The organism is Candidatus Palauibacter polyketidifaciens, assembly GCF_947581785.1.
GTDB classification, from domain to species: Bacteria; Gemmatimonadota; Gemmatimonadetes; order Palauibacterales; family Palauibacteraceae; genus Palauibacter; species Palauibacter polyketidifaciens.
Genome location: NZ_CANPVO010000015.1, coordinates 64,223 through 81,542, shown reverse-complemented (window position 1 = coordinate 81,542; position 17,320 = coordinate 64,223). Strand labels below are relative to the sequence as shown.

The window sequence follows — 17,320 nt, the reverse complement described above, 5'->3', positions numbered from 1 at the left end:
TTGCGCCGCTTCGTGATCTGGATGTACGCGCCGGAGACCCCCCACTGGTCGATGCCGGAGTGGTCGTTCGACCGCATCCGCGGCGCGCTGGATCCGGAGTGGGAGATCGAGTCCGTCCGCGTCGCGCTCGAGGCGACGGGCGACGGCGTGCGCGTGACGCCCTCGGAGCTTCTGGAAGCGGTGGCCGACGCGGAGGTCTACTGCGGGTGGGGCATCCGGCGCGACGTCTTCCTCGCCGCCCGCAAGCTGCGCTGGTTCCACTCGGGCGCGGCCGGGGCGCGGAACTCGCTGTTCGAGGAGATGCGGGAGAGCGATGTCATCTTCACGAACTCGGCGGGCATGTACGCGGACTCGCTGGCGGACCACGCCATGGCCGGCATCCTCTATTTCGTCCGCGGCCTGGACCTCGCGGTGCGGGCGCAGCGCGAGCGCAAGTGGGTCCAGTCCGCGCTGAACTCGCCCCGCAGCCCCCTGCACGCCGCGCCCGCCGCCGGCGAAGTGGCCGGGGCCTCGCTCGGCATCGTCGGCTACGGCGGCATCGGATCGGCGCTCGGCCGCCGCGCGCACGCCCTCGGCATGCGAGTTAAGGCCATTCGCCGAACCGTGGGCCCAAAGCCCCCCGAGCTCACCCGCCTCGACGCGCCCGACCGTCTGCCTGAACTGCTGGCGTCCTCGGATTTCGTCGCCCTCACCGCCCCCGAGACGCCGGAGACCAAGGGCCTGCTCGGCGCCGCGGAACTCGCGCGCATGAAGCCGGGCGCCGTGCTCATCAACCTCGCCCGCGGCACCCTCGTGGATGAGCCCGCGCTCGTCCGCGCGCTGGAGGGGGGACACCTGCGCGGCGCAATGCTGGACGTGTTCAGGATGGAGCCGCTCCCGTCCCGCCACCCACTGTGGGGGCTGGATAACGTCCTCATCACCCCGCACGTGGGCGGCACCTCGGCACACTTCTGGCAGCGCGAGACGGACCTCATCGTCCGCAACATCTCCCGCTACCAACGCGGCGACCCCCTGGAGAACCGCGTAGACAAGGCGCGCGGCTACTGAGTCCGAGGCCCGCGGACGTTCCCGCGGGAACGCCGGTGGACCTTCGATCACCTTGAAGGACCCCCCGCTTGATAGCACATTGAGCCCTGCCCGGAACTTGGGTTCGAGACACCAACGAACCCGAGACACGAGGAGACGGTTATGACGGCAGAAGGTTGGACGATCATCGGGGCGACCATCGCGCTCGTCGGCACATTCGCGCCGGTCCTGATGGGAATCCGCCGCGACTTGACGGCCCTGACCCGGGACATGGCGGACGTGCGTGAACGTCTGGCCCGACTCGAAGGTTTGTTCGAAGGCTTCAGCCGCCGGGACGGCAACGCGCCGAGTCCCTCGGCCTGAGGCGCGAACCCCTGAAGACGTTCCCGCGGCAACGTCCATGACCTGCCACCGACCCTAACTTCGGAAGTCCCATGAGAGATCTTTCAGGTGTACATCCGCCCGTGGCCACGCCCTTCGGCGAGGACGGCGAGCTCGCGCTCGACGCGTTCGACCACAACCTGCGCGAGTGGCTCTCGCACCCCATCGCCGGGATCGTCGTGGCCGGTTCCACGGGGGAGGCGCCGCTCCTCGACCGCCGTGAACTGTGCGCGCTGGTGGAGACGATCGCCGCGCGTATCGGAGACCGTACCCTCACCGTCGGGACGGGGGCCGAGTCCACGCGCGAGGTGATCTCCGTGACCCGCGAGGTGGCCGAACTGGGCGCGAGTGCCGTCCTCGTGCGCTCCGGCTCCTACTACCTGAAGGCAATGAAGCCGGACGTCGTGCGCGATCACTTTCTTGCAGTGGCCGACGCGTCGCCCGTGCCCGTCGTCCTCTACCACATCCCGCAGTTCGTGCCTGTGCACCTCACGCCCGATCTCGTGGGCCGGCTCGTCGAGCACCCCAACATCATCGGGATCAAGGATTCCTCGGGCGATCTCCGGAACCTCGGCCAACTCATCGAGGCGTGCGGCCGCAACGCGCAGGTGCTCGTGGGCTCCGGGGCGCTCCTCTACGCCGCGCTCGAGGCGGGGGCCGTGGGCGGCATCCTCGGCGTGGCCGTGGTCGCGACACGCTCGTGCTGCCAGATCTTTGACGCCTGGCGCGAGGGCGACCATCGCCGCGCCGGGGCGATGCAGGAGCGCGTGGCTCCCCTCCACAAGCGCCTCGTCGCCGAGGGAGGCATCGTGTCGGTGAAGGCCGCCCTGGACCGGCTCGGCCTCTACGGAGGCCCGCCGCGCAGCCCTCTCCAGCCCGCCGACGACGCCAGACTCGCCGTGGTCGACGCCGCGCTCGAGGCCGCCGCCCTCGGCGTCTCCGCCTGACCGCGGCCCGAAGCCGGGCCCGGGTCGCCTCGCCCTGCGGCGCGTTCAAGCGGGAACGCATCATTGAGCTATCTTTGAAATCCGTCGCAGCACAGCACCCGAATCGAAAGCCAAAGACACACCATGTTCAGTGACAGCGTGCGCTGCGTCGTCGTGGTCGGCGCGCAGTGGGGAGACGAAGGGAAGGGGAAGATCGTGGACGTGCTCGCGGAGCAGGCCACGATCGTGGCGCGCTACCAGGGGGGCGCGAACGCGGGGCACACGGTGCGCGTGGGCGAGGGCGCGAACGAGGAGGAGTTCATCCTCCACCTCATCCCCTCCGGAATCCTGAATCGAGAGACGCGCTGCCTGCTCGGAAACGGCGTGGTCGTGGATCCGTGGGTGCTGGCGCGGGAGATGGACACGCTCCGGTCGCGCGGTATCGACCTCGACGGGCGCCTGGGGCTGAGCCGGCGCGCGCATCTCGTCCTCCCCTATCACCGGCTGCTCGATGCCGCGCAGGAGGACAGCCGGGGCGCGAAGAAGATCGGGACGACGGGGCGGGGAATCGGTCCGGCGTACCGCGACAAGATCTCCCGAACGGGGCTCCGCGTCGGCGATCTGCGCAACCTGGACCGCACGCGCGAGATCGTGGCCGCGGCGGCGGTGCGCGCGAACGTCACGCTGGCGGGACTCGGCGACGAGCGGCGCGTGGACGCGGACGAGGTGATGGCCGAACTCGAGACGGTCCGCCCCACGATGGTCGGATTGTCGACGGACGCGGGGGATGAGATCCGCGGCGGGCTGGCCTCGGGGGGACGGGTCCTCCTCGAAGGGGCGCAGGGGGCACTTCTCGACATCGACCACGGGACGTACCCGTTCGTGACCTCCTCGACGACGACGGCGGGAGGCGCCGCTTCGGGGGTCGGGATCGGGCCGACGCTCATCGACGAAGTGATCGGCGTCGTGAAGGCCTACATCACGCGCGTGGGCGAAGGTCCGCTGCCGACGGAACTCCCGGAGGCGGAGGCCGAACGTCTGCGGCAGCTCGGCGGCGAGTTCGGCGCGACGACCGGCCGCCCCCGCCGCCCCGGCTGGTTCGATGCGAACGTGGCGCGCTATGCGGCCGGCGTGAACGGTCTCACCGGCCTCGCGGTCACGAAGCTGGACGTGCTCGACACCTTCGAGACGATCAGGCTCTCGACCGGCTACGAACTCGATGGGGCGCCGACCGCTTCGTTCCCGGACTCCGTCGCGGACCTCGCCCGCGTGCGTCCGGTCTACGAGCGCTGGGCGGGCTGGAACGCGGACACGAGCGGGTGCCGCGCCGTCGGCGACCTGCCCGCCGCCGCGCGCCGCTACCTCGCCCGGATCGAGGAAGTGTGCGCCGCGCCCATCCGCTTCGTCGGCGTCGGCGCGGCCCGGCGCGAGACGATCGCCCTCTCCACCGGTGCCGCCGCTTGAGTTCGTTGCCTGAATTCGTTGCCTGAGATCGAGAAAACCCCTAGACTGCGCGGCTCAATACGGATCGGGTGCGGGCGGTTCGGCGCCTTCTCGAGACGCGAATGGAAACCTTCCAATCGCGTTTTTTTGATGCTTGGAACGGTAGATGTTCGAACGCCTGGGTGACCGGCTGGACGGTGCGCTGAAGAAGCTGCGTCAGCGCGGCGTCATCACGGAAAAGATGCTGGACGAGGGGCTGCGCGAGGTACGGCGCGCCCTGCTCGAGGCGGACGTCAACTTCCGGGTCGTGCGCGACTTCCTCGCGAAGGTGAAGGAGCGTGCGCTCGGCGAGGATGTGCTGAAGTCGGTTCGGCCGGGCGACCAGATCGTGAAGGTCGTCCACGACGAACTCGTCGCCCTGCTGGGCGAGGCGGCGCCGGAGGAGTCGGAGGCGTCGGTTCCGCCCACGGTGGTCATGCTCGTCGGCCTTCAGGGGTCGGGGAAGACGACGACGGCGGCGAAGTTGGGGCGGCGCCTGGCGCACGAGGGACGGCGGCCGGGGCTCGTGGCGTGCGATCCCTACCGCCCGGCGGCTCCGGAGCAGTTGGAGGCGCTGGCGGCGCGGATCGGCGTGCCGCTTCTGGCGCGGCCGAGCGGCGAGGACATGGCGGAACTCGCCCGAGGCGCGCTGGACGAGGCGAGGCGGAGCGGAGTCACGCACCTGCTCCTCGACATGGCCGGCCGGCTGCAGGCGGATGAGGAGTTGCTGGAGGAGCTTCGCCGCGTGAAGGCGGCGGTCGAGCCGCAGCAGGTCCTGCTCGTGGCGGACGGGATGACCGGGCAGGAGGCGGTGCGGATCGCCGAGGGGTTCCACGGCGCGGTGGGGCTGACGGGGGTCGTCCTCACGAAGATGGATGGCGACGCCCGCGGGGGCGCGGCGCTCTCGATCTACAGTGTGCTCGGCGTGCCGATCCGATTCGTCGGAACGGGCGAGCGGCCCGAGGACCTCGCGGTCTTCGATCCCGAGCGCATGGCGGGCCGGATCCTCCAGATGGGGGACATCGTCGGCCTCGTGGAGCGCGCGCAGCAGACGATCGACCTCGGCGAGACCGAGCGGTTGCAGAAAAAGATGCTCGGAGGGAAGGGGGAGTTCGACCTCGCGGACTTCCTGACTTCCATCCAGCAGATTCAGAAGATGGGACCCCTGAAGGGGTTGCTGAAAATGATGCCGGGCGTCGACGCGCGCATGCTGGACCAGGCGGATGTCGACCCTCGTCGGGTGAAGCACCTGGAGGCGATCATCCTCTCGATGACGCCGGAGGAGCGGAGGCGGCCGGAGATCCTGAACGGGTCGCGCCGGGCGCGGATCGCGAAGGGGTCGGGACGCCCGGTGCACGAGGTGAACCGGCTCCTCAAGCAGTTCCGCGAAATGCGGAAGATGATGAAACAGATGGGCAAGCTCATGCCCCGGATGATGCCGGGAGGTCCCGGCGACCTTGCCCGACTGGGCAAGGGACTGGGCCGGGGACTGGGCTAACGAATCGGAGAACTGAATGGCGACGACAATCAGACTCAAGCGGCGTGGGGCGAAGAAGGCGGCCTCGTTCCGCATCATCGTGACGGATTCGCGGGAGGGGACGGCGGGCGCGTCGATCGAGCGGCTCGGCCTCTACAACCCCCGCACGCAGCCGTCACTCGTGCGGATCAACGCCGCGCGCACGCTGCACTGGCTCAACGAGGGCGCGCAGCCGACGGACACGGTGCGGTCGCTCCTGCGGAAGACGGGCGTCTGGAAGCAGTTCCACGACGGCGTGGATCCGGGGTCGCTCGAGACGGCGATCATCGAGATCGGTCCGCCGCCGGGACAGCGCGGCACGTCCCGGCGTCCGAAGCCGAGCGCCGAGGCCCCGCCGGAGCCCGAGCCCGAGCCGCCCGCCGCCGAGAAAGCCGAACCCGCCGAGCCAGCCGCTGAAGCGGAGGCCGCGACCGAAGCCGAGGCTCCGACCGAAGCCGCCGCTCCGGCCGAAGACGCGGTGGCTGAAGCGGCCGACGCCGGCGACGGGGCCGAGGACGCAGCGGAAGCCGCCGAGGCCGACGCGGGCGACGAGGCGAGCGACGCTGGCGACGACGCTGGCGACGACGCTGGCGACGACGCTGGCGACGCCGAAGCCGACGACTAGCGCCACCGCGACCATGTCCGACGCGCCCGTGATCGTGGCCCGCATCGCCAGGCCCCACGGGATCCGCGGCGGGCTGCTCCTGGAAGCCGAGACCGACCACGCCGAGACGCTCTTCCGGGCGGGTCGCCGGCTCGATCTCATCGACGCCACCACCGACGTACGGGCGGACGCCGGTGCGCGAGCGGACGCCGGCACCCCGGCGGGCGGGTCGCCTCGGCCCCGGGCGCTCACGCTGGAGACTGCGCGGCCCCACGGCAGACGGTGGCTCGTCGAGGTCTGCGAGGTGGCGGACCGCACGGCGGCCGAGAAGCTCCGCGGCGCGCGCCTGGGTGTCCCCCGCGAAGAGCTGCCGGATCTGCCCGACGGGGGCTATCTGCTGCACGATCTGATCGGCATGTCGGTGTGCGAGGCGGACATGACGATCGGAGTGATCCGGGAGGTGTACGATCAGCCCGGCGCGCCGCTCCTCGCCCTCGAGGTCGGCGGCCGCGAGCGGCTGATCCCGTTCGAGGCGGAGCTTGTCGTGGAGCTGGACTTCGAGGCCGGGGAGGTCCATATGAAGCTCCCCGCCGGCCTGCTCGATATCTGACGCGAACGATCCGATGCGAATCAACGTCCTCACCATCTTCCCCGACTATCTCGAAGGCCCGCTGGGCCTCTCGATCCCGGGGCGCGCCCGCGAGGCGGGGCTCGTCGAGTACCGGCTCATCGACGTGCGCGCGTACACGGACGACCGGCACCGGACGACGGATGACGAGCCGTTCGGCGGTGGGGGCGGGATGGTGATGAAGCCCGAGCCCTTCGATGCCGCGCTCACCGCGCTGGACCGCCCCGGGCGCGTGATCTCGCTCTCCCCGCGCGGACGGCCTTTCGATCACGAGACGGCGGTGCGCTTCGCGCTCGAGCCCGACCTCACGCTGTTGTGCGGGCGCTACAAGGGGATCGACGAGCGGGTCATCGACGCCCGGGTCGACGAGGAGATCTCCATCGGCGACTACGTCCTCAGCGGGGGCGAGCCGGCCGCGCTCGTCGTCATCGACGCCGTGGTGCGCCTCCTCCCCGGGGCGCTCGGCGATCACGATTCGGCCTCCTCCGACTCGTTTTACGAGGGGCGCCTCTCCGCCCCCTCCTACACGCGGCCCGCCGAGCACGGCGGCCGACACGTGCCGGACGTGCTCCGGTCGGGGGATCACCCCCGCATCGAACGCTGGCGCGCCGCGCAGGCCGATGCGGCGACGCGACGCCGCCGCCCCGACCTCCTCGACCTCGACGCGACCGACTGACCGGCTGACCGACCGACCGACTGACCGGCTGACCGGCTGACCGACTGACCGGTTTTTTGGCGCGGGTTCGCCAGGAATGGTATACTAAAGGGCTGCGACCGTACCCATCGTCACATTGCCGCACCCCTCCCGTGACGCAGAGGATACGCAGCCGGAAACGCACTTGGAGACGCAGGAAACGAGGATAGACGAACGATGGATCCCAGAATCGCCGGTATCGAGGAGGGATATAAGCGCACGGACCTTCCGGCCTTCGCGCCGGGGGACACGGTGCGCGTCCGCGTACGCGTGAAGGAAGGCCAGAAGGAGCGCGTGCAGCCGTTCGAGGGCGTCTGCATCGGCCGCCGCGGGGCTGGGGTCAACGCGACCTTCACGCTGCGGCGGATCTCCGGCGGCGTCGGCGTCGAGCGGATCTTCCCCCTCCACTCCCCGTGGATCGTGGGCCTCGAAGTCGTTCGGCGGGGCGATGTCCGGCGGGCCAAGCTCTACTACCTGCGCAACCGCCGCGGCAAGCGGGCCCGGGTGCGAGAGCGAAAGTGGTGGCTCGACAAGAAGCAGGACGGCTGACACCGGCGACGCACACTCCGGACGCGACGCCCGCTCCAGACGCGCCGGCCACGGCGCCGCTCGACCACGAGGAAGAGGGCTGGGCTTCCGGCCTCCGCGTGGTCGTCGGGATCGACGAGGCCGGGATGGGTCCGGTGGCGGGTCCCGTGATGGTTGGCGCCGTGGCGCTTCACCCGGGACAGCAGTTCGAGGGATGCACGGACAGCAAGCAGGTCTCCCCGCCCCGCCGTGAGCAACTCGCCCGACGCATCCGCGCGGAAAGTCTCGCCTGGCGGGTGGCCGCCGCATCCACCCGTGAGATCGAACGCTTCAACGTCCGCGCCGCGACCATCGTGGCCATGCGCCGCGCGCTCGATCGTCTCGGGCTACCGGCGGAACTCGTGCTCGTGGACGGCAATCCGGTCCCGGAACTCGGCGAGCACCGCTCGATCGTGGGGGGAGACCGGGCCTCGCATTCCATCGCCTGCGCCTCGATCCTCGCGAAGGTCACGCGCGACCGCCTGATGCGGCGCCTCGACGCGCGGTACCCGCTCTACGGCTGGGCGTCCAACAAGGGATACCGGACCCGCGAGCACATGGAAGCGATCCGCCGGCACGGCCCGACGCCGCACCACCGGATCACCTTCCAGGGTGTCCTGCAGACGGAACTCGAGTTCAATCCGGCGCCGGACCGGGCGGTCGATCCGCCGTGAGATCCGCAGGCGTGAGAACCGGCGGCGTGCCGGGGCTCGCGTCGCCCCCGTACCACGTGGCCATGACCGTCTCCGCCGGCTTGCCCTGGGGCGAGTAGTCGGTGGCGATCCACTCCCCGGCTGGAGATCCCGCGTACCACTTCCACGCGAAACCACCCGCGAACCAGGGACGATCCCACCACACCCGGAAGAGCGCCTCGTAGGCCCCGGACTGCGCCTCGTAGTTCGCCGGCACTCCCCGCGCCCGGCGTCCGTCCGGCAACTCCCACTGGCGGCCCGCCGCGCCGTCTACGCTGCGATACCCGAACTCGGCGAAGAGGACGGGCTTCCCCGTGGCGAGGGCGACCTCGCGCAGCTCCTCGCTCCACGGCTCCCACGCCTCGACCAGCGTCTCCACGTCCGGCGTGGCGTCGTCGGTCAGGGGGAAATAGGCGTCCACGCCGACGAGGTCGAGCGCGTCCCAGAAGTCGATCCGCGCGTACTTGTCCCAGTTCGCCGCGTACGTGAGGCGGCCCCCGTAGATCGCCCGCACCTCCTCGATGAGCGACCGCCAGTAGTCGGGCCGCGCGAGCGCGACGAGATCGACCTCCGTGCCGACGCTGAACATCTCCACGTCCATCGAGTCGGCGACGTGTGCAAACCGGAGGATGTACTCGCGGTACCCCGAGAGGAACACCTCCCAGTCCTCCTCCGTGTCGGGCACGAACTCGCCCGGCCAGCCCTGCCCGCGCACCCAGAGATGCGGCTTGAGGAGTACGGAGAGCCGGCTCTCCCTGGCGTATTCGATCGTCTTCGCGACGCCCTCCGTCCTCTCGCCCCAGAACTGGCGTTCGCGGTCGAACGCGACGCGCGGGTGGGCGGGATCCACGAAGGCGTAGGGGATGACGGCGACCCAGTTCGCCCCCGTCATCGACGCGCGAACGAGCGCATCGGGCGCCATCTCGCGCCGCGGGGCGGAGAAGGAGACGCCGCGAATCTTCTCTTCCGGCCGGATGTTCGCCGTGGCGGCGGCGAGGCGGCCGGCCATGGCCGGATCGTTCCCCGCTCCGGCCGCGCCGCAACCGGCGAAGACGGACAGTGCGGCCAGCGCCGCAACCTGCACGCGCGCGGCCAATCTCATCTTTTTCATCTATACCATCGTGCCTTTCGGCAATCTGAATCTCAACACGTGCGCGACCCGTCCCATGCGAGCCGCTACCTACCCCCTTACGAGTCGCGACCTCGTGTCGGGTTCACGCCCCGCGTGGCCGCTGCGTCACACTTGAACGAATTCGCGGCCGGGAGTCTCTTGTGCCCATGAATACACCCGAGGGCGCGGAACCCTTCGACTTCGACGGAGACTACGGCGGCGACTACGAGTACATCGCCCGCACGGTGATACCCGGCTACCGGAGCTCGTTCCGGCAGGCGCTCGCGCTCCTCGCGGGCCGCGTGGGCCCGAGTCCGAGGGTGCTCGTCGTCGGGGCCGGAACCGGCATCGAGCTGGTCACCTTCAAGACGGCGGAACCCGGCTGGCGGCTGACCGGCGTTGATCCATCGCGCCAGATGATCGAGATCGCCAGGCGCCGGATGCGGGAGGCCGGCGTGGGAGACGGCGCCCGCCTCGTCCACGGCCACGTCTCCGACCTCGACGAGGACGGCTTCGCGGCCGCGACCTGCTTCAACGTCATGCACTTCCTCCCGGACGACGGCGCGAAGCAGTCGCTCCTGCACGACATCGCCCGCCGCCTCGCGCCCGGCGCCCCCTTCCTCCTGTTCGAACTCCACGGAGACCGGAGCAGCCCCCGCTTCGACGAACTCTTCGCGGCGTGGAGCCGCTACTGGAAGATCCACGGGATGGGAGAGGCGGAGCGAGCCGCGTTCAGGGCCAGGATCGACGAGGGCATCCACTGGGCTTCGGAGGCGCGCATCCTCCAACTGCTCGCGGAGGCGGGGTTCGAGGACGCGTGGCGATACTACCGGGCGCTCCTTTATGGCGGCTGGATCTCGCGCCGCGCGCTTCAGCCGTTACGGTCGAGTTCGGGGAAGTAGCTGGAGAAGAATCCGCGGTCGCGCGTCAGGAAGCGGTCGGCGGTTGCGACGGCCTGGGCGCCGATCAGGACGGAGCAAGGATCAACGCGCAAGGGAGCGGGTAGGAGCCCACCATGGACGGATCGGGAAAGTGCACGCGACGGGTCGCGGTTCGGGCCGCACTCCTGGCGGCCGTAGCGGCGGCGGCGCCGCCCGCGGGCGGGATTCTGGCGCAGGAGCGGCCACCGGAGGCGTCCGGAGAACCCTCTGAGGAATCGACGGTTCTCATGCTCTGGGGGGGCGTCCGGGCCGACGGAGAACTCGTGCTCGAACCCGCCTTCGCGTACGAGGGGAGAGCCCGCGGTCCCGGGGCGCCGGGCGACTACCGGGTGCGGGGGCTCGATGGCGAGGGAGAGACGCTGTTCTCGATCCGCTTCACGCCGGGCGAGATCTCGGATGGGAGCAAGGGCTTTTCCTACTCGATTCCCTTCGATCCCGTGTGGACGGAGGCGCTGGATCGGCTGGAACTCAGCGGGCCGGAGGGCGTGGCCACGGTGGGCCGGGAGGCCGGCGCGCGGGCGATGATGGTGATCGACCGCGCCACCGGGCAGGTGCGGAGCATCGCGCGTCACGGGGCCGCCACGCTCCCGGCGGAACTGGAGGCGGACAGTTCCCGCGTTCGGATCCTCCGCGGGCTGCCCCGTCCCCCGGGCTGACCGCGAAAGGTGTACGGCGTCGGCGCCGGTGTTAGCTTGAGCCGCGCCGGGCGGCGCCCCGTCGGGTGCGCCCCGCTCGCGGCCGGGTAGCTCAGTTGGTAGAGCAACGGACTTTTAATCCGCAGGTCGTGGGTTCGACCCCCACCCCGGTCATTCCATTCCGCGCGATCCCGCACCAGCCGCGCCACCACCGCCACCCCGCGCACGGGCTCCGCGGCGGCCGCTAGTTCCAGCGATAGGCGAGGCGGGCGTAGTAGTAGCCGCCGTTCGAGCCGAAGGGGGTTCCGGGGCCGTAGCGATTGCCGGAGAACGCGGCCCCGGGGTTTTCCTCCGGGTACCGGTTCAGCGCGTTCTGTCCCCCCACGGTGAGGGTGAGCGACTCGCCGATCGACCACGCCGCCTCCAGATCGACGAGCAGGTTGCCGGGATATGAGACGTCGTCCCGGGAATCGAACCAGCCGGCGTAGTGGCTGAGGCGCCCCATGAAGCTCAGCCGGCCGAGCCCGTGCTTCCCGGTCAGGATCCAGCGCGTCTGCGGGAGGCCCTCCTCGAGCTGGCGAATGCGGGTGTCGTCAACCTTGACCGGATCGAAGTTCGTGACGCGCGTGTCGGTGCGGTTGAAGGCGAAGCTGATCGTGCTTCGTCCGCCGAGGGCGGGGGGCGCGTAGGTGGCGACGACGTCGAGACCCTGCGTGCGGGTGCGGAAGTCATTCGTGAAGAAGCGGAACTCCTGGAGGTTGCGCGCGCTCACGATGCCTTCCTCGACGAGTCTCGTCTGTTCGTCGGGGGTGAGATTGAAGCGCTGCGTCAACGCGATGCGATCGGATACGACCACGCGGAAATAGTCCGTCGTGAGAAGGAACGACCCGAGATCCAGCACGGCGCCCGCCGCCAGGTTGCGGGATTTCTCGGCGTCGAGCGGGACGCCCCCGCGGAGTTCCGCAACGGCCGAAGTGGAAGGAATCGTGCCGCTGTTCACCAGGTCTCCGAGTTCGCGGTCGAAGATGGTGGAGACGTTGAAGGCGTTCTGCTGGCCGGGCGTGGGCGCGCGGAAACCGGTGCTCAGGCTGCCTCGCAGGGCGAGGCTGCCGGTGAGGCCGTAGCGCCCCGCGAGCTTGCCGTTCAGCGTCGAGCCGAAGTCCTCGAAGTTCTCGAAGCGAAGGGCTCCGCCGAGCGTCCACCGGTCGTTTCGGTAGTCCCGGAGTTCGGCGTCCGCGTAGAGGGCGGTGTTCGTCCGGTGCCAGTCGCCGGCGGCGATGGGGCTGAAGCCGGGAAAGCCGTTGGAGCCGGCGCTGAATCCCTGCGGCGCGAGGGAGCCGATCGTCCAGGCGTCGTCCTCGCCCAGCCCGATCGTGAAGTGCTCGTCCCGCCACTCGAACCCCGCCGCCAGATCGAGCAGATCGCTCACCGTGTACGCCGCATCGACGTTCAGATCGATGTCGGCCTGCCGGTAGAGCCCCGGATCGAACTCGGTGGGCGTGGCCGGGCCCAGCGAGGCGTTGACGGTGTTGAAGATGTAGAAGTCCACCTCGTTGGTGCCGTAGTTCGCGCTCACGTCCCATTGCAGGCGGCCGATCTGACCCTCCACGCCGGCCACGAGCGCGGCGTCCCTCAGGTCTCCCCCGAACTGTGGGGTGAAGCCGCCCGGGAACAGCTTCTGGAAAGTGAAGCAGTTCGGATCCGAGAGGACGTGAGCCAGGGCGGCCGGATCCGGAAGGCCGTCGGTGACCCGGACGACGGGACAGCCGGCGGAGCCGTCGAGGACCCCGTCCTGCGCGTCGAGCAGGTCGCCGACGAGGAGCGTCTCCCCGCCATCGAGGCTGAACACGCCGCTCCGCGTATTCGGGTTGCGGTAGAAGAAGCCTCTCGTGAGCCGCTGGCTCGCGTAGTTCACGTGCGCGTAGGCCTTCGTGCCGCTGCCGAGGAAGTAGCCGAAGTTGCCCCACAGTTTGAGGTCATCCTCGATCTCCGGCGCGCCCCAGATCTGTGCCGGGTCCCGCACGTGCGTGTTCCCCCGGGAGACGAGGAGCGCGGCGTCCGCACGCTGTACGCTGCGGTTGCTCGAGTTCGAGCGCCCGTACTCGGCGCTCACGTTCGCGAAACCCGTCGCGCCGAGGGGCAGTCCGGTGTTCCCCGATATCGTGTAGCCTTCGCCCCCGCCGTCGCCGAAGCCGCCGCCCCGCACCTCGAGCGCGCCGCCGGAGCGGGCGTCCTTGAGATGGAAGTTCATGACGCCGGCGATGGCGTCGGAGCCGTACTGGGCCGAGGCGCCGTCCCGCAGCACCTCCACCTGGCGCAGCGCGATGGCGGGAATGCTCGAGAGATCCGGGCCCTGCGCGCCATCGGCGAGACCGTTCCCGATCCAGGTGATGACCGCCGCCCGGTGGCGCCGCTTTCCGTTTACGAGCACGAGCGTATGGTCCGGCGCCAGGCCGCGGAGGTTCGCGGGACGGACGATGCTGGCCGCGTCTCCCACCGCCTGCGGGTTGATGTTGTAGGAGGGAATCGTCGTTCTCAGGAGGTCGCCGATGTCCGTGTCCCCCTGGTCGAGCAGCTCCGAGGGGGCGAGCGCGTCGATGGGGACCATCGATTCCGTGGCCGTCCGGGGTCGCGACCGGCTGCCGACGGCGACGAGACCGGCGACGGAGATCACGGTCGGGGTCAGCGGGATCTCGACCACGACGACGGAGTCGTCCACGACGGTCGCCTCGCGGGACGCGATGGCGTAGCCGATCAGCCGGACTTCCACGCTGACGGTCCCGGCCGGGAGGTTCGCGATGTGAAAGCGCCCCTCGAAGTTGGCGATCCCGCCGTAGCCGAGCCCCGGCAACGAGACCTGGGCCCGCGGCAGTCCGGCGCCGGTCTCGGCGTCCCGCACGGACACGTCCAGTCCGCCCTGTCCGATCATCTCCGCCGGGGCCGCCGGCAGCGCCAGGACGGCAACGATAAAGATCCTTCGCATCCCGCTCCTCCTCCGCATCCTATGTCCCCTCCACGTCCTTCGGGGCGGCCGCGAGCAGACTCTGAGTCCAGGCCGCGACATGGTCCATCTGCCGTTCCCGTTCGCCCGCCCACCGGGGCAGCCGGATGGCATTGGCGACCAGCACGCCTCCCCCGCCGAGGGCCATCAGCGCAGGGACCATCAGCGCCGCGCCCGCCCTGCCGTCGGCGACCATGATGAAGGCGACGATCACCGCCATGACGGCGAACATGATCCCCAGGAAGGTGGTTTCGAGCGCGTCGCCCTTGCGGGTGCCCAGGCGGAGCCGGTGGCCGGACTCCGTCTGCTCGAGGACGGCGTGGAGATTCCCGTTGCTCCATTCGCGGATCCCGCCGTCGGCCCCGACCTCGCCCTTCGCGTCGAACGTGGCCCGCAATTCGGCGACGAGAAAGTGCCACTCGCGATCCGTCAGCTCCCGCGGGAGGTCGACGATCCGGCCCGCGGAAATCGGAACGCCGAGCAGCTTCCGCCGCGGTACGAGTGGCGGGGTCGCATCGAGTTCGGCGGCGGCGGCCGCGACGCGCTCCGGAGAGAGGCCGACCTCGAGACCCACGGCCTGGAGCTCCCCGAGCGTGAGTCCGCCGTCCACGGGGGAGGGCAGGCTCGCGCGCTCCTCCTCGTCCGCCTCGGCGGCGCGCGCGAAGACCTTGCGGACCTCCTCTTCTCCGTACCTGCGTTCGCTGTCCATTGCGGCGTGAATCTGTGGCCCATCGGCGGATGATGGAAAGATGACGCTGGCGGACCCGATGATGGCGGAACGGTACCCGCCGACGCAGCTTGTCGCTGTGCGCCTCGCCGCATCGGCGACGGACCACCGGGCGGGCCGGGTATGGAGACAAGGAGCGGAATGTGAGAGCCATCAGGTGGCTTGCGGCGTTCGCGGCCGTCACGCCGCTGCTGAGTCACGGATCCATCGCGGCGCAGACCGCGTTCGGTCTCAAGGGAGGCGTGACCTGGGCCGACGCCGCCTTCATCGACCAGTTCACATCGGCAGCGCTCCTGCGCAAGGCGGGGGGCGGTTTCGTGATACTGCCCCTGTCGGAGCGCGCGACGGTCGGGTTGGAAGCGCTCTACATCGAACGGGGATTCTCGACTTCGGGCCTCCATCAGGACGGGTCGAGGACGAGGATGTCCTACCTGGATTTCCCCATCCTGCTCCGCTTCCGGTTGACGCCGGCGCCCGCGCGCGTGCGGCCGATTCTCGTGGCGGGAGGATATTGGGGACACGAAGTCGGCTGCCGTCTGGACGGCGGCGTGGCGCAGTTCGAAGAAAGCAACAGTTGCGAGGGCCGCTTCCGGCGGCGCGGCGTGGCGGACGTGGGTCTCGTCGTCGGCGCGGTCGTCGAGGCGGCGGTGGTCGACGCCTGGTTCGCGACGTTCGAGGCCCGCTACCACTACGGGGTGCGGAACCTCCACTGGGATCCCGCGTCCGACGGGGCGAAGGCGCGCAACCTGTCGATCCTGGCCGGCGTTGGAGTGCGGGTCGGAGGATGACCCGCAGAGGCCTGCGAGGACCGTCGGCTAACGGTCCTGTCGCTGGCCGTCCTGTCGCTGGCCGTCCTGCGGGCCCGGGGTCGGCGCGGCCGGCAGCCGCGTGATCGGAAATGCCTTGACCGCTTCAACGATCCCCCGTGCGGCCCTCTCCGGCGCATCGAGGATGATCTCGCGGTCCCGCGCGTTCGTCATGAACCCCGTCTCGATGATCAGCGCGATCGTCATCGGATGCAGCGCGTGCTCGTACCGGCGGTAGTTGAAGGCGTAGTAGTTCCGCATGCGGCGGGTCGAGACCGGCAGCTGCCTGAGTCCGGTCGCGGCGCCGTACGTTTCCCGGAGCACGCGCGCCGCGGCCTCGGCCCGTCCGGTGGCGTCGCGCCGCGGGGCGGAAACCCGGTATCCGGATGCCGCGGGGCTGTCGCTCCCGTCCGCGTGGATCGAGATGAAGAGGTGCGCCCGGTAGCCGGGGGGGACGACGGCCGGGAGGAGGTCGACCTCGTAGCCCAGCGCCTCGAGTTCCGCGCCCGCCAGCCGGGCGATGGCGAGGTTTGCCTCCCACTCGGCGGTTTCCCGCCACCGCGTGCCGTTGTAGCGGATGCGGCGGAGTTCGTTCGGGGCCTCGCTGGCGCGCCAGTGACCGACCTGGAGGCCGATCCGGATCGGGCCCGCGGGGGCCTCCCACTCCTCGGGCGTGGGGATGGGGCCGGGGTAGCGGTTGTAGTCCCGCCACCTGCGCCACCGCTCGCTCGCGGCGGCGTCGCGTTCCGTGGCTCGCTGCTCCTGGGCTGCGGCGCTGCCGACGCCGGCTCCCTCGAATCCGGCAAAGAGCACCACGGCGGCCGTGAGTACCGTCAGCTTCAAATCGAGACCTCCTCGAGCGCAGTCCCCACCCCTTCGCCACCCCACGCCTTCAACCCCCGAACGGCTCGGCGCGTTTGACGCTAACCCGCGCGGCAACGGCTCGGCAACGGCCCGCGACGTTCAGGGTGCCCGGACTCAACTCGAACCGGCGCGCCCCGCGATCCGGCATGGTCGCCAGTTCCTGGTCCAATGTTCGTCGGTCCGAACGTGATCGACCCGGACGCTCTTGCAAACGTTGTCCGCAAACTCCTCCGCCGGGAACCCTCGCGCCAACCGCAACACTATGCCCTCCCGCTCACCACCGAGCGCGGACGGCTCCGTTTGGACCCGCTCGATGAACGCGCGCAACTCGGCGACGGACCGAAAAACGCCTTTGAACAGGACCGGGACCACGGGAATCTCCAAACGCTCTGCATAGGCCTCAAGTTCCTCAAAGGCGGCAAAGGCGCCATCTTCGCCCCGAAGCGCGAAGGCGTAGAACGTCTCGTGCTCCGCCACAGGGTCGTAGGCGATGCTATGCACGCCGTAGATGTCCTCACCGTAGAGATAGACCGCCGGTTCGTTCACCTTCCATGCGTGGTGCTTCTTCACCATCGCCATCCACTTGTCGTTGGACGGAACGGCAACGCTACGCGCATAGACCTTGCCGACATGCAGGAGCGTGTTGCCGCCGTCCAGCTTTTCCGTCACCACCACGGGCTCGCCGACGAACCGGTCCGGATTCCCGTGCACCGCGTCAC

Annotated in this window: 18 protein-coding genes and 1 tRNA gene; 14 read left to right on the top strand and 5 right to left on the bottom strand. The window is 70.1% G+C overall.

Annotated features, from left to right (window positions below; all coding sequences use genetic code 11):
* From RN729_RS03985 to RN729_RS03940, 10 genes are all read left to right on the top strand, one after another.
* Positions 1-1,047 (top strand): D-2-hydroxyacid dehydrogenase, encoded by a 1,047-nt coding sequence (locus RN729_RS03985; protein WP_310782387.1) that lies wholly within the window; start codon positions 1-3, stop codon positions 1,045-1,047.
* Positions 1,048-1,188: 141 nt separating this feature from the next.
* On the top strand, positions 1,189-1,389 hold the full coding sequence (locus RN729_RS03980) for a hypothetical protein (protein WP_310782386.1): 201 nt from the start codon (positions 1,189-1,191) through the stop codon (positions 1,387-1,389).
* Between the two features lie 71 nt (positions 1,390-1,460).
* Positions 1,461-2,354, top strand: a complete 894-nt coding sequence (locus tag RN729_RS03975; RefSeq protein WP_310782385.1) for a dihydrodipicolinate synthase family protein — start codon at positions 1,461-1,463, stop codon at positions 2,352-2,354.
* A 138-nt stretch (positions 2,355-2,492) separates the two neighbouring features.
* Positions 2,493-3,797 carry an adenylosuccinate synthase gene (locus RN729_RS03970; protein WP_343218894.1) on the top strand — a complete coding sequence of 435 codons (1,305 nt, stop codon included), beginning with the start codon at positions 2,493-2,495 and terminating at the stop codon, positions 3,795-3,797.
* Between the two features lie 145 nt (positions 3,798-3,942).
* Positions 3,943-5,313, top strand: coding sequence for a signal recognition particle protein (ffh, locus tag RN729_RS03965; RefSeq protein WP_310782383.1), 1,371 nt, complete (start codon positions 3,943-3,945; stop codon positions 5,311-5,313).
* A 16-nt stretch (positions 5,314-5,329) separates the two neighbouring features.
* Positions 5,330-5,956: a 30S ribosomal protein S16 gene (rpsP, locus tag RN729_RS03960; RefSeq protein WP_310782382.1), complete on the top strand. Its 627-nt coding sequence runs from the start codon at positions 5,330-5,332 to the stop codon at positions 5,954-5,956.
* A 13-nt stretch (positions 5,957-5,969) separates the two neighbouring features.
* Positions 5,970-6,545: a ribosome maturation factor RimM gene (gene rimM, locus RN729_RS03955; protein WP_310782381.1), complete on the top strand. Its 576-nt coding sequence runs from the start codon at positions 5,970-5,972 to the stop codon at positions 6,543-6,545.
* 13 nt (positions 6,546-6,558) lie between these two features.
* Positions 6,559-7,239: a tRNA (guanosine(37)-N1)-methyltransferase TrmD gene (gene trmD / locus RN729_RS03950; protein WP_310782380.1), complete on the top strand. Its 681-nt coding sequence runs from the start codon at positions 6,559-6,561 to the stop codon at positions 7,237-7,239.
* Positions 7,240-7,434: 195 nt separating this feature from the next.
* Entirely contained in the window at positions 7,435-7,806 is a 372-nt protein-coding gene (gene rplS / locus RN729_RS03945) for a 50S ribosomal protein L19 (protein WP_310782379.1), read from the top strand.
* Entirely contained in the window at positions 7,779-8,498 is a 720-nt protein-coding gene (locus RN729_RS03940) for a ribonuclease HII (protein WP_310782378.1), read from the top strand. Before rplS ends, RN729_RS03940 begins: the two co-directional genes overlap by 28 nt.
* On the opposite strand, the gene RN729_RS03935 is transcribed toward RN729_RS03940, so the two are convergent.
* Positions 8,461-9,627 (bottom strand): hypothetical protein, encoded by a 1,167-nt coding sequence (locus RN729_RS03935; RefSeq protein WP_310782377.1) that lies wholly within the window; start codon positions 9,625-9,627, stop codon positions 8,461-8,463. The two genes, RN729_RS03940 and RN729_RS03935, sit on opposite strands and share 38 nt — an antisense overlap.
* Positions 9,628-9,794: 167 nt before the next feature.
* On the opposite strand from RN729_RS03935, the gene RN729_RS03930 reads away from it, so the two are divergent.
* The 3 genes from RN729_RS03930 (at position 9,795) to RN729_RS03920 (ending at position 11,377) form a co-directional block, all read left to right on the top strand.
* Positions 9,795-10,529: a class I SAM-dependent methyltransferase gene (locus tag RN729_RS03930; RefSeq protein WP_310782376.1), complete on the top strand. Its 735-nt coding sequence runs from the start codon at positions 9,795-9,797 to the stop codon at positions 10,527-10,529.
* A gap of 113 nt (positions 10,530-10,642) precedes the next feature.
* On the top strand, positions 10,643-11,224 hold the full coding sequence (locus tag RN729_RS03925; protein ID WP_310782375.1) for a hypothetical protein: 582 nt from the start codon (positions 10,643-10,645) through the stop codon (positions 11,222-11,224).
* An 80-nt stretch (positions 11,225-11,304) separates the two neighbouring features.
* Positions 11,305-11,377 (top strand) — tRNA-Lys (locus tag RN729_RS03920).
* 70 nt (positions 11,378-11,447) lie between these two features.
* Here RN729_RS03920 and RN729_RS03915 read toward each other — a convergent pair.
* Positions 11,448-14,186: a TonB-dependent receptor gene (locus tag RN729_RS03915; RefSeq protein ID WP_310782374.1), complete on the bottom strand. Its 2,739-nt coding sequence runs from the start codon at positions 14,184-14,186 to the stop codon at positions 11,448-11,450.
* A 19-nt stretch (positions 14,187-14,205) separates the two neighbouring features.
* A complete protein-coding gene (locus RN729_RS03910; RefSeq protein ID WP_310782373.1) occupies positions 14,206-14,913 on the bottom strand; it encodes a hypothetical protein in 708 nt (235 codons plus the stop codon).
* A 161-nt stretch (positions 14,914-15,074) separates the two neighbouring features.
* On the opposite strand from RN729_RS03910, the gene RN729_RS03905 reads away from it, so the two are divergent.
* Positions 15,075-15,719 carry an outer membrane beta-barrel protein gene (locus RN729_RS03905; protein ID WP_310782372.1) on the top strand — a complete coding sequence of 215 codons (645 nt, stop codon included), beginning with the start codon at positions 15,075-15,077 and terminating at the stop codon, positions 15,717-15,719.
* A 27-nt stretch (positions 15,720-15,746) separates the two neighbouring features.
* Here the strand turns inward: RN729_RS03905 and RN729_RS03900 are convergent, their stop codons facing one another.
* A complete protein-coding gene (locus tag RN729_RS03900) occupies positions 15,747-16,580 on the bottom strand; it encodes an N-acetylmuramoyl-L-alanine amidase (RefSeq protein WP_310782371.1) in 834 nt (277 codons plus the stop codon).
* Positions 16,581-16,715: 135 nt separating this feature from the next.
* Positions 16,716-17,312, bottom strand: coding sequence for an RNA ligase family protein (locus tag RN729_RS03895; RefSeq protein WP_310782370.1), 597 nt, complete (start codon positions 17,310-17,312; stop codon positions 16,716-16,718).
* Positions 17,313-17,320 lie beyond the last annotated feature (8 nt).

Coding starts and splice junctions, on each gene's coding strand:
- RN729_RS03980 (WP_310782386.1), top strand. CDS start 1,189: ATGACGGCAGAAGGTTGGACGATCATCGGGGCGACCATCGCGCTCGTC.
- RN729_RS03925 (WP_310782375.1), top strand. CDS start 10,643: ATGGACGGATCGGGAAAGTGCACGCGACGGGTCGCGGTTCGGGCCGCA.
- RN729_RS03910 (WP_310782373.1), bottom strand. CDS start 14,913: ATGGACAGCGAACGCAGGTACGGAGAAGAGGAGGTCCGCAAGGTCTTC.
- RN729_RS03930 (WP_310782376.1), top strand. CDS start 9,795: ATGAATACACCCGAGGGCGCGGAACCCTTCGACTTCGACGGAGACTAC.
- ffh (WP_310782383.1), top strand. CDS start 3,943: ATGTTCGAACGCCTGGGTGACCGGCTGGACGGTGCGCTGAAGAAGCTG.
- RN729_RS03915 (WP_310782374.1), bottom strand. CDS start 14,186: ATGCGAAGGATCTTTATCGTTGCCGTCCTGGCGCTGCCGGCGGCCCCG.
- RN729_RS03975 (WP_310782385.1), top strand. CDS start 1,461: ATGAGAGATCTTTCAGGTGTACATCCGCCCGTGGCCACGCCCTTCGGC.
- rimM (WP_310782381.1), top strand. CDS start 5,970: ATGTCCGACGCGCCCGTGATCGTGGCCCGCATCGCCAGGCCCCACGGG.
- rpsP (WP_310782382.1), top strand. CDS start 5,330: ATGGCGACGACAATCAGACTCAAGCGGCGTGGGGCGAAGAAGGCGGCC.
- RN729_RS03935 (WP_310782377.1), bottom strand. CDS start 9,627: ATGAAAAAGATGAGATTGGCCGCGCGCGTGCAGGTTGCGGCGCTGGCC.
- rplS (WP_310782379.1), top strand. CDS start 7,435: ATGGATCCCAGAATCGCCGGTATCGAGGAGGGATATAAGCGCACGGAC.
- trmD (WP_310782380.1), top strand. CDS start 6,559: ATGCGAATCAACGTCCTCACCATCTTCCCCGACTATCTCGAAGGCCCG.